The organism is Brucella pseudogrignonensis (assembly GCF_031454375.1).
In the GTDB taxonomy this organism is placed as follows: domain Bacteria; phylum Pseudomonadota; class Alphaproteobacteria; order Rhizobiales; family Rhizobiaceae; genus Brucella; species Brucella pseudogrignonensis_A.
Genome location: NZ_JAVDQT010000011.1, coordinates 105,828 through 117,308, shown reverse-complemented (window position 1 = coordinate 117,308; position 11,481 = coordinate 105,828). Strand labels below are relative to the sequence as shown.

The window sequence follows — 11,481 nt, the reverse complement described above, 5'->3', positions numbered from 1 at the left end:
ATAATCCGATAAATAAAAGCTCGTATGCACACGTGCGCAAAACACACCCAACAACAGCCCGCCCAAAGCGGGCTTTTTGCTTTAGAAAATAGAATCCTGAAAAAGCCCAGCGCTACAAGATGCGCAAATCGGGCAAAGCTTGATAACGCAAATAACAACACTCATTAAATGAGCCAGAGAAGTATGCGGGGGTGCTGTAAGACCGGAGGGTTAAGTAATACCATCCCTGATACTATCGAGCATGGCATGCTACATACCTTGCCGCATTAGCTTCAATGAGTGGCGGCGGCAGTTGATGGCACTTGTCAAAAGCGATAGGGCAGCGCGTGGAAAAACCGCAGCCCTTTGGTGGATTGGCTGGGCTTGGCAGATCACCGCGAAGCACAATGCGCTTACGTTGACGTTGAGCGATGGGATCAGGCAACGGAATGGCTGAAATCAGTGCTTCAGTGTAAGGATGTGCAGGATTATCGAAAACATCGGATGTCTTGCCAGTCTCAACGATGCGGCCAAGATACATGACAGCCACACGATCTGCGAAATGCCGCACAACCGAAAGGTCGTGGCTGATGAATAGATAAGACAGGCCAAATTGCTGCTGCAGATCGAGCAGCAGATTTAGTATCTGCGAGCGGATAGATACATCAAGCGCCGAAACAGGTTCATCAAGGATCATCAGCTTTGGATTCAGCGCAAGCGCGCGTGCGATCACAATGCGCTGCCTTTGCCCTCCCGAAAAGGCTCCAGGCATTCTCGTGGCATGTTCTGGATGAAGCCCTACGAGTTTAAGCAATTCCGCAACACGGGCGCGACGTTCTGCTGAGGTGCCAATTTTATGGATGGCAAGCGGTTCGGCAATACTCTCACCAATTGTAAGCTTAGGATTAAGCGCAGAAGCCGGGTCCTGAAACACGATTTGAATATCACGCGATAGCCCGCTTATGGTTTCTGGAAGACCATGTGCAACAGGCTTTCCATCAAAGTTGATTGCGCCTGATGTGGCTTTCGTCATGCCCAGGATTGCAGTGCCGAGCGTGGATTTACCGCAACCCGATTCACCAACCAGTGCAACGCTTTCGCCACGCGCAATATTAAGGCTCACCCCATCAACGGCTTTGACATAGTTAACGGCACGGCCCAGCAAGCCCCCGCGAATGGGATAATGAACTTTGAGATTTTCGACAGAAAGCAGCGTGTCGTTCATAGCAGTGCTCCCACATGTTGCGAACGCCAACAGGCAGCAGCGCCAACATCTATGCGTGCAGATAGTTTTGGTATCTGCGCGCTGCAATAATCTTCGGCAATTGGGCAGCGTGGTGCAAAGCGACATCCATCGGGCCATGAGCCGATGTCCGGCACAATCCCTTCAATGGTCGGTAGATGGGTTTTGGGCGTTCCCTCCAGCCGTGGAATAGTTGAGAGCAGAAGCTTTGTATAAGGGTGTTCCTGCTGAGCGAAAATTGCTTCAACTGGTGCTTGTTCGATCACGCGCCCTGCATACATAACTGCGACACGATCAGCCATATCGGCAACGACGCCCATATCATGGGTGATTAGCAGAATGGCAGTCCCGGTCTCGTCACGCAGTTTCTTCATCAGATCAAGTATCTGCGCCTGAATAGTGACATCCAGTGCCGTTGTCGGTTCGTCGGCTATAAGCAATTTGGGCCGACAAATCAGAGCCATCGCAATCATCGCACGCTGACACATGCCGCCTGATAGCTCAAAGGGATATTGCCCGGCCCGGATTTCAGGCTCCGGAATCCCCACTTCTTCTAGCATGGCAATAGCGGCATGGCGTGCCGCTTTACCGCTTAAATTGCGATGGACAATGAGGCTTTCCTCAATCTGTTTGCCGATTTTCATCAGCGGATTGAGTGAGGCGACAGGCTCCTGAAAAATCATTGCTAAATCATTGCCACGAAGACTACGTCGCTTGCTGTCAGATATGCTCACAAGATCATTATCGCCAAAGTGAATGCTGCCAGCAGCTACTTTTGCGACCTTCGGCAGAAGCCCCATGACTGAAAATGCAGTCAATGACTTTCCACAACCGGACTCGCCCACCACTGAAAGGATTTCGCCTTCATTGACGTGGAAGCTCACACCATCCACCACGGGCTGCCCGGCGATCTTGATGACAAGTTCATCAACTGTAAGCACAGGTTTTGTCATTCTGCCTCCGTGCGCACTGCTGCCCAAGGATGGTAAGGATGCGCCATGCCGATATTGTGGCCATCTTCACGCACCACAATTGAGGGGATTGAGAAATTCACTGGATAGAGCGTTTCCTCAATAATCTCGACTGGGAATTCTTCGCTTAAGCGGGCTGCCACATCAGGTTTTGCACGCTCACTTACGCGCAGCTTAACTCCGCTGGCGTCGATGCGCGGCGCATGAAAGGCGGCTTCAGGTGACATGCCGAAAACGTCGATATAGGATAATATCTGCGCCACAGCAGGCATAATCTGGCGTCCGCCCGCAGCACCGAGTGCTATATGTGCTAAGCCATTTTTGCTGGCAACGATCGGGCACATATTGGCAAGCGGCTTGACGCCCGCTGCAATGGAATTTGGCTGGTCGGGTCGCGGATCAAACCACATCATTCCATTGTTCATGAGAAGATCAAGCGACGGTGCAACTACCTTTGAACCAAAGCGCGACAATAAGGTATTGGTGAGTGACACCATTGTGCCTTCGCGATCAACAACGCTGATATGCGTGGTGCAGCTTTCGCCACTGCTGCCATGACCAAGTGTTCTCAAACGCTCTTCAGATGCGCGGCGGATTGATCGCGCGAAGGCGAGCGCCGTTTTGCCATAAAGCGGATCATCTTTGGGTAGCGTCCGGTTCAGCTCATCAAGAACATGTTTAAGCGTTGGCCCACCAGAAAGCCCCGGCATCACATGTATTGTTGAGCGATGATAATCAACAGATAGCGGCTTTTTCCATTCAGGTTCAAACTGAGAGAGATCGGTTTTGTCGATGAGGCAACCGCCATCGCGCAAGTCTTCGATCAGCTTTTCAGCGATTTCACCTTCATAGAAATCCCGCGCGCCAGCTTTTGCCAGTCGCTCAAGCATGGCTGCTTTCTTAGGCATGGGAATAGTGCGCGGCGACCCCGTTTCAGGAACACGTGGCGCACGCCCTTGATCAAGAAACAACGCGCTTGAAGCTGGAAAGCGGTTCAAGCCTTCGCTATCAATGGCAAGACAGAGCGTGGTGAACCAGTCAATTTGTAGTCCACGTTGCGCATGTTCAATGGCGGGTTGCAGCGCATCAGCGAAGCTGATCGAACCAAAACGTTCCAACGCAGATGCGAGGCCTGCTATCGCGCCGGGCACGCAGATGGAACTATAACCGATCAGGTTTTTATCTTCGACAACTTTGGGCCAGTTGAACCAGTCGCCATCGCTGCCCGGAGCAAGTGGATAATCTTGTGGGTCGATATTGCGTGGCGACACAACATTAAAATCAAGCGCATCTACAGTACCGCTTTTGCCATCAGCGTGGAGCAAAAAGCCGCCGCCGCCTATGCCCGAAAGCCATGGTTCGACGACACTTAAGGCCAATGCGGTCGTGACGGCGGCGTCCATTGCATTGCCACCGCGGCGCAAAACAGCAGCGCCTGCTTCCGCTGCAAGCCAGTTCTGGCAAGCAACCATGCCGCCTTCACTCACGCTCTGCTTTTTCTGGATTGACCAGCTCTCAGCCATTCGTCTGTCCAAATCTGCGGTTTCCAATTGCGGCGGGTATGGTTGCATCGACAGCAAAATGTCCCACATTGGCGGATGCTTTATGGTGTGCTGCAATTTCAGCCGCTGTTGCTATCCACGCATCGCTTTGGCTGGTTATGTTGTCCAAAAGCTCTTCTAAAAGTGCGATGCGTTGTGCGCGGCCTGAAATCCAGTCATGCACTGTGAGTGTAAACAACCCACCAAAGCGGTGAAGGGTGCGCCACTCAGAAATCCAATCCTGCAAGATTGCCTGTCCAGACTGAAATGGCCACTTGTCGCGTCCACCGCCCTCAAACTTGAAGAAAATCGCATCGTCAGTTGCCCATTGCACGGGAATTTCTGTGACGCCGTCAATTTCGTAAGGGTGATCAAAGCCTGAAAGAGACGAGTCATAGGCCAAACCCAGACGCTTGATCTCGCGAAGCATATGCGGGGTCAGTTCCCATGCAGGCGAACGAAAGCCAACGGGCTTTTCGCCTGTCTGTTTGACGAACAATTCGATGCTTGCTTCAAGCGCTCCGGTAAATTCCGCGTCTGATACATCTGCGACGATCTCGTGGAAATATCCATGAAGGCCGACTTCGTGACCTGCTTCAATCAATGCTGGCAGGATTTCCGGGTTTGTTTCAGCGGTCAGTCCGGGGACATAAAAGCTGGCTTTGACGTTGTATCGTGCGAAAAGATCGATCAGCCGATACAACCCGGTACGGGGGCCGAAACTGCGGATTTCCAGCGTTGCCAAACGATCCGGCACCGCATCGCGATGTGCCCACATGAACGGAACCTGCGCATCCACATCAACAGACAACAACGTCGCGGACTGCTTGCAAGAAGGCCACTGATAGCCGGGCCATGGCGATTTGACGGCGAGCTTTTCGATCATAGCGCCTTCTTTTTCTGCTGGAAAACTGCCGACGAGCCGATGGAATTGCCACCGTCGACCGTCATTGTGGCGCCGGTCACATAGGTTGCTGCCGAAGATGTCACATAGAGCACAGCCGATGCCACATCAGGGGCCGAAGAGGCACGCCCAAGCGGGATCGATGACGTCACCGTGTTCACGTGTTCATCGGACAGGGAACTGACATCGCTTCCCGCTGCAAAGCCCGGTTCCACGGCATTAACCCGAATGCCATATTCGGCAAGTTCAAGTGCAAAGCCTTTTGTCAGACGATCTAGCGCCGTCTTTGAGGTGCAATAAGGAACGACAGTTGTGCGCATTTTGCGCGCAGCACCCGACGATATATTGACAATAGAACCGGCTGTTTTGGTATCAATCATCTGCTTTGCAAAAAGCTGTGACAGCAGGAAAGGTGCGCGCAAATTGACGCCCATGATACGGTCCCAATCATCAAGCGAAATATCGAGCAGAAAGCCAGATGGATAAATACCTGCATTGTTGATGAGAATGTCTGGTGCGCCCCAGCGTGTACCGACCGCGTTGGCAAAGCTTGAGATGGAGGCCGCGTCGGTGAGGTCGGAGCCAATGCCAAAATGGCCTTCGCCGGATAGTTCAGCAATCCGCGCATCAATCTTTGCCTGATCCTGATCGGTCAGGCAGAGCACTGCGCCTTCCTTGGCAAAAGCACTGGCGATCCAGCCGCCGATGATACCACCCGCACCGGTTACGATGACTTTTTTGCCTTTGAATTCATTTTCAAAATTCATGGATGAACTCCTATCTGCCGCGCGGGTCGAGCCAATCGCGGATATGATCGCCGATAAGATTGATGGAGAGAACAAGCAGAAATAAAGCGAGGCCCGGAAATGTCGCTATCCACCATGCGGACGCGACGTAATTTCTGCCGGTCGAAAGCATCGCCCCCCAGCTTGCTGTTGGTGGTTGCACCCCCAGCCCGAGGAAAGACAGGCCAGCTTCAAACAAGACCATCAGCCCAAATTCGAGCGTTGCTACAACAATGAGTGCGCCTGCGATATTCGGCAGAATATGTCGCCATAACAGACGCAGCCATCCTGCACCCATGAAGCGAGACAGACGCACATAAGGCATGTTGGCGACCGAAAGCGTCTGCCCATAGGCAACGCGTGCATAGCGTGGCCAGCGTGTAAGGGCGAGGACGATCACCACATTCGCAAGGCTTGGCCCCAAAATGGCTACAGTAATGATCGCGAGCAGAATGGCCGGGACGGAGAGAACCATATCGACAAGCCGCATGATGATTGTTTCAGTCCAGCCGCGATAAAAGGCAGCCAACATACCCAAAATACTGCCCAGTATGCCCGAAAGGACGACCGATGAAATCGCAACCAACAGCGAAATACGGGCACCATAGATAAGCCTGCTCAAGACATCGCGGCCAAGCTCATCGGATCCAAGATAGTAGACAACACCACGGCTTTCAAAACCTGGTGGTTTGAGACGAGCCAGCAGGTTTTGCTTGTTTGGGTCCATAGGGGCAAACAAAGGCGCAAAGATTGCGATCAGCAGAAGCAAAACCAAAATGGCAAGAAAAGGAGAAACCGAAAGGGGCAGTTTCTTAGACCATCTGGCGAAGAAGCCTGTTGATGATGTGAGAGACGTCATGCCTGACCTCCCATGCGAATGCGCGGGTCAATCAGGCTGTAAAGCACATCGGCGATCAGGTTGAGCACAATCGCAGTTACTGCGCCTAAGAGAACGACGCCCTGAACCAGCATGAAATCACGCGCAGCAATTGCCTGTACGGTCAATTGACCAAGCCCTGGCCATGCGAAAACCGTTTCGACAATCACGGCTCCCGCCAGAAGATTGGCGATTTCCAGTGCTGCAACTGTCACCACCGGAATTGATGCATTGCGCAGCAAATGGCGGATGACGATGCGCATGACCGGCACACCCTTGGCATGAGCCGTGCGCACATAATCCTTTTCGAGTTCATCAAGAACGGCGGTCCTTGCAACACGTGCGAAAGTCGCCATCGATAAAAGCCCGAGTGCAATGGATGGCATGATAAGGCTCGGCCAGTCGCGCGCGCCGGATGGTGGCAACCATCCAAGCCAGACGGCGAACACCATGATCATCAGGATTGCGCTCCAGAAAGTTGGCATTGACTGCCCTGCAAGGACAATACCCATAATGGCTTTGGATTCTGCTCGTCCGCGACGCACCGCCATAATGACACCCAATGGAATGCCCAAGCCGATGGCGACTACAAGCGCGCCTCCGGCCAGCAACAACGTATAGGGCAATCGACTTGCAATCAGCGTCCAGACGGAGACGTTCTGGACATAGGAACGCCCAAGGTCAAAGGTCAGTAGACCTCGCAGATATTCGAGGTACTGAACAGCAAGAGGCCGATCAAAGCCAAGTGCGATGCGCATTGCTTCGATATCGGCCAGTGTCGCATTTTGCGGTACGAGCAGCAGAACGGGATCGCCTGCTAAGCGTTGCAGAAAGAAGATCAGTGTCATCACGCCAAGAATGGCGATCAGAGCCTGCACAATGCGGGTCAGAAAAAAAGCTGGCACTGCGGTTATCGTTCCCTTGTTATTTTTATTTCAGGCTGGCGCATGTCTGCGCCAGTCTCTCGTGTTTGGAGTGCATCTCGGGATGCACTCTAGTCCTGCCAGCTCATGCGATTCAGGAAGAGGCTTTCATTGGCTGTTGGCTTCCACTCAAGCTGCTTTGCCGCGCCGTAAATAATTGCTGCCTGATAAAGCGGCACAAGCGGCACGTCTTCGGCAACGAAACTGCTGACGGTCTTATAGTTTTCAAGGCGGGTTTTTTCATCGAGCGTGCCGCGTGCGGCTTCCAGCGCCTTATTGATTTCAGGATTGTTGGTTGACGACCAGGAACTGGACGAGTGCAGGAGCGGGAAAAGCACACCATCGGCATCCTGACAGGCGCAAGACCAGCGCCCAAATGCAATGGCGGGCTGGCTTGCCGGCTCGCTTTGCGCACGCTTGAGATACGTTGCCATATCTGTGGTTTCGATGTTAACCGTTAGCCCCGTTTCGCCAACCATTTGGGCGACGGCCTGTACGATGCGCTGATCGAATGTAGGGGCGGTCGCGAAGCTGACAGCCTTACCAGTTGCGCCAGCATCTTTGATCAGCTGTTTTGCCTTTTCGAGGTCATAAGCATATCCCTCAATGCCTTCGACGTAACCAAAATGCGATGGCGTCACCATTTGTGCAACGGGCTTATCGACCCCACCGAGCAGACCTTCGGTAATGGCTTCCTTGTCGATTGCGCGGGCTACAGCTTCGCGAACGCGCTTATCATCAAAAGGCGGCAGGTTCGGATTGAGTTTTATATAGCCAACACGCTCGGTCAGAACGGATAAAGGTTTGGCATTGGCCGAACCTTCAATCTGAGTTGCAAGGTCGGCATCAAGGCCAACAGCGAGATCAGTGGTGCCAGATTGCAGATTGGCGATGCGGGTCGCGGCATCAGGAACGGCGCGGAATTCAGCGGTTTTGAAAGCGCCTTTTTCGCCCCAGTAATCGTCATTGCGCTCAAGCGCAACGGATACACCGCGCTGCCAGTTTACAAATTTATAAGGACCAGAACCAACAGGTGCCGCATTGAAGGCATCGTCACCTTTTGCTTCAACGACTTTTTCAGGGACGATTGACAGCTTTACAAGCTGTGCAAGCAATGCCGGATAAGCACCATCCGTTTTCACGGTCACTTCGTGATCGCCTGAAGCTTCAGCTGATACAATTTTGTTGAACTGACCGAGCTGCGGGCTGGCGAAAGCAGGATTGATGATGCGGTTGATGCTGAAGGCAACGTCTTTAGCAGTTAGTGGCGAGCCGTCATGAAACTTAACGTCGTCGCGCAATTTAAAGACGATCTCACTATCGGAATTATATTTCCATTCGGTCGCAATCTGCGGTGCAATCTCGCCATCGTCTGTGCGGGTAACCAGATTGTCAAAAATGTTACGGTAAACGTAGTAGCTGTCCGGGTTCCACTGCTTATGTGGATCAAGCGAGGATGGTTCGTTCACGAGATCAATGACCAGCTGATCCTTTGCAAAGGCTGCGGTCATGGTCAGCGGTGAACAGGCCAGAATGAGGCCTGCAATGGCGGAACGGATCGAACGGCTCGCTACTTTCATATCTATAATGCCCCTGGTTTCTCTAAGTTTGCTTCTGAACGTGTTTGTTTTTCAGTTTTGCTTTTGCCTGCATTGCGGCGGACAGGTTTCGTGCCGACCATAGCTTCGGATTCAAGGAAGCGGTCGAGCAGATAGGTTTCGAGCGCTGTGTTGGCAGTGCCGAATAATTCAAGAGCCTCGCTCTTGCGTCCCTCGATAATCGCGCTGATCAACAGTGAACGATTGGCAGGGATGAGCTTCACTCGGCCCGTCTTCTCAAAAAAATTGACCAGTCTTACCGCGCGATCCCAAAGGTCGGTCAGCCAGCCAGAAACAATCGGCATGTTGAGCCTTGCAGCCAATAACTCCAATATCTCGCGCTCGTAGCGACGGATTGTCGGAAGAATGTCGCCCCCAAGTTCATTGCGCTGCGTGAGTGCAGAATGCATTTCACCAAGCGCGGTCAGCCGTTGGATAGAAGCCTCATCGAGTACGGCCGCAAAAAGCAAAGGCTCAAGGTGCCGTCTTGCTGCGCTTAGCTCGCGAATTTCTCCCGCAGAAATTGGCGTGACAACCCAACCGCTCCGCGCCGAAGATGAAACAAGCCCGCTTGCTTTAAGGCGCGCAAGTGCTGCACGCAAAGCACCGCGTCCAAGCGCAAATTCATTTGCAAGTGCGGATTCCGACAGCCGCTCTCCCGGTGCCAGAACACAATTCACAATTGCACTTCGCAGTGCCTTTTCTGCCAGATCTCCTTTGCCTTCCAGCGATACAGGAGACGTGTAGGCATCATTATCCAACATTTATAACTGACCTCTCAGTTGCATATTTTGAAATCTCTTTAGGCCAAAGAAAAGAACGTATTTTCCGTTCCCAATCGCTGAAGTGAAGAATTTATCTCCATATCGCGCTCAAGAGGAAACAAGTGTATGTTGCCTCTACAATTATTATAAATCAACTGTTTCTCTTTCACGTGTGAAAATGAAATGACATTTTTCAATTGAGCAAAGATTTAGAATGTCCTCCAGTTGCGTCGATTTTTAGAAGGTGACACTATTCAATATTAATATTGCAAATATAGAAACTGAGATGTCAAATATCCGGCCTGATTTGCATAATGCCGCATTGAACCGAAAAGTCGGGGAACCTAATGGAGATATATTGATGCGCTTTAGAAACGCACTTTTTGCAGCAATGCTGGCAGCAACGACGCTTGCCGCTCAACCGTACAACGCTAATGCTAAAGACGTGCTGTCGGTGGATTTCATTGCTGAACCAAGCTCACTTGATCCGCATGTGCAGTGGAATACTGATAGCTTTAACGTCTACCGCAACATTTTTGATAATCTGCTGACACGCGACGATAAAGGCGAGATCTCGCCGCAAATCGCTACTGAGTGGAAATATCTCTCTGATGCAGAGATCGAGTTTAAAATCCGCGATGATGTGAAATTCCATGATGGTAAACCACTGACGGCTGAAGATGTCGCGTTCAGCATCAAACGTATTATTGATCCCGCTTTTGCCAGCCCGCAGATCGGCCAGTTTAATCAAATTACTGATGCCATTGCCAAGGATAACTCCACCGTTGTTGTTACGACAAAGGGTCCATATCCAGTGCTGCTCGCTCAACTAACCAAGCTTTCCATCGTGCCGAAGCATGTCGTTGAGGCTGTCAGTAAAGATGAGTTCAACATCAAGCCGGTGGGCTCAGGCCCATATAAGCTCGAGAGCTGGAACCGTGGCGTCGAAGTCTTACTCAATCGCAACGACGATTATTGGGGCAAAAAGGGTGAGTTTCCGAAAGTTGCATTCCGTGCCGTGCCGGATGGCTCGACGCGCATCGCCAATTTGCAGGCGGGAACAACCGACCTTGCAAGCAATCTCGACAATGATCTTGCAGCCCAGTTAGAAGCGTCGGGACAGGGTAAAGTTTTGCCGGTGCGCGGAGAGCGCATTGCATTCTTCTCGCTCAATATCAACAAAGCGCCGCTTGATGATCCGCGCATTCGTCTGGCAGTTGCTCATGCGATTGATAAGCAAGGCATCGTCGAAGGTATTTTGGGTGGTTACGATGCACCGATTGATGAACTGACGTCACCGGTATCTTTTGGCTATGTCGAAGGCATCAAAGCACCGGAATACAATCCTGAAAAGGCTAAAGAGCTGATTGCCGAAGTTGGCGACGCCGCTAAAACTGAGATCACCCTGCTTACCACGCCGACCTACGATCAGCGTGTGGTTCAGGCAATCCAGCAGATGCTCAACGATGTCGGCCTCAATGTGAAAATTGTCACAACCGATATGGGCAATTGGATGCAGCAGATGCAATCCGGCTCTGACACTATCCCGTCGGCAGCTTTCGGGCGCTGGAGTTGCGGCTGTCAGGATGCCGATGGCACGCTCTATCCACTTCTGCACTCTTCTAGTAGTTGGTCAACGATCAAGGATGATCGTCTGGACAAGGCACTTGATAAAGCGCGAACCGTCATTGACCCGGAACGTCGTCTCGAACTCTATAAGTCAGTGCATGAAATCGTCGCTGCCGAAAATTACATCATCCCGCTTTATCAGGCTTCGGTGCTTTATGGCGCGGCAAAGAATGCAGAGTTTACGCCTTTGCCAAATGAGAACCTCTTTCTCAATCGCGTTGGCTGGTCAGAAAAATAAGCCAAACCAACAAACAAAAGCCGGGCTGA

10 protein-coding genes are annotated in these 11,481 nt (G+C 51.9%); 1 reads left to right on the top strand and 9 read right to left on the bottom strand.

The features are described 5' to 3' along the window. Window positions 1-232 precede the first annotated feature (232 nt). From J2782_RS21015 to J2782_RS20975, 9 genes are all read right to left on the bottom strand, one after another. Entirely contained in the window at window positions 233-1,204 is a 972-nt protein-coding gene (locus J2782_RS21015; protein ID WP_310015995.1) for an ABC transporter ATP-binding protein, read from the bottom strand. Next, window positions 1,201-2,175 carry an ABC transporter ATP-binding protein gene (locus tag J2782_RS21010; RefSeq protein WP_310015994.1) on the bottom strand — a complete coding sequence of 325 codons (975 nt, stop codon included), beginning with the start codon at window positions 2,173-2,175 and terminating at the stop codon, window positions 1,201-1,203. The genes J2782_RS21015 and J2782_RS21010 overlap by 4 nt, the downstream gene beginning before the upstream one ends. Further along, the gene (locus tag J2782_RS21005; RefSeq protein WP_310015993.1) at window positions 2,172-3,716 is read right to left on the bottom strand and encodes a gamma-glutamyltransferase family protein; all 1,545 of its coding nucleotides are present in this window, start codon (window positions 3,714-3,716) and stop codon (window positions 2,172-2,174) included. Before J2782_RS21005 ends, J2782_RS21010 begins: the two co-directional genes overlap by 4 nt. Then, complete coding sequence (locus J2782_RS21000; RefSeq protein WP_310015992.1) at window positions 3,709-4,620, bottom strand: polysaccharide deacetylase family protein; 912 nt, start codon at window positions 4,618-4,620, stop codon at window positions 3,709-3,711. The genes J2782_RS21005 and J2782_RS21000 overlap by 8 nt, the downstream gene beginning before the upstream one ends. After that, window positions 4,617-5,405 (bottom strand): SDR family NAD(P)-dependent oxidoreductase, encoded by a 789-nt coding sequence (locus J2782_RS20995; protein WP_310015991.1) that lies wholly within the window; start codon window positions 5,403-5,405, stop codon window positions 4,617-4,619. Before J2782_RS20995 ends, J2782_RS21000 begins: the two co-directional genes overlap by 4 nt. Before the next feature lie 10 nt (window positions 5,406-5,415). Continuing rightward, window positions 5,416-6,282, bottom strand: coding sequence for an ABC transporter permease (locus tag J2782_RS20990; protein ID WP_310015990.1), 867 nt, complete (start codon window positions 6,280-6,282; stop codon window positions 5,416-5,418). Beyond that, window positions 6,279-7,205 (bottom strand): ABC transporter permease, encoded by a 927-nt coding sequence (locus tag J2782_RS20985; RefSeq protein ID WP_310015989.1) that lies wholly within the window; start codon window positions 7,203-7,205, stop codon window positions 6,279-6,281. Before J2782_RS20985 ends, J2782_RS20990 begins: the two co-directional genes overlap by 4 nt. An 89-nt stretch (window positions 7,206-7,294) precedes the next feature. Then, window positions 7,295-8,803 (bottom strand): ABC transporter substrate-binding protein, encoded by a 1,509-nt coding sequence (locus tag J2782_RS20980; RefSeq protein ID WP_310015988.1) that lies wholly within the window; start codon window positions 8,801-8,803, stop codon window positions 7,295-7,297. 2 nt (window positions 8,804-8,805) lie between these two features. Next, complete coding sequence (locus tag J2782_RS20975; RefSeq protein WP_310015987.1) at window positions 8,806-9,585, bottom strand: GntR family transcriptional regulator; 780 nt, start codon at window positions 9,583-9,585, stop codon at window positions 8,806-8,808. 361 nt (window positions 9,586-9,946) lie between these two features. Here J2782_RS20975 and J2782_RS20970 point away from each other — a divergent pair, with 361 nt between their 5' ends. Continuing rightward, on the top strand, window positions 9,947-11,452 hold the full coding sequence (locus J2782_RS20970; protein WP_310015986.1) for an ABC transporter substrate-binding protein: 1,506 nt from the start codon (window positions 9,947-9,949) through the stop codon (window positions 11,450-11,452). The last annotated feature ends 29 nt before the right edge of the window (window positions 11,453-11,481 follow it).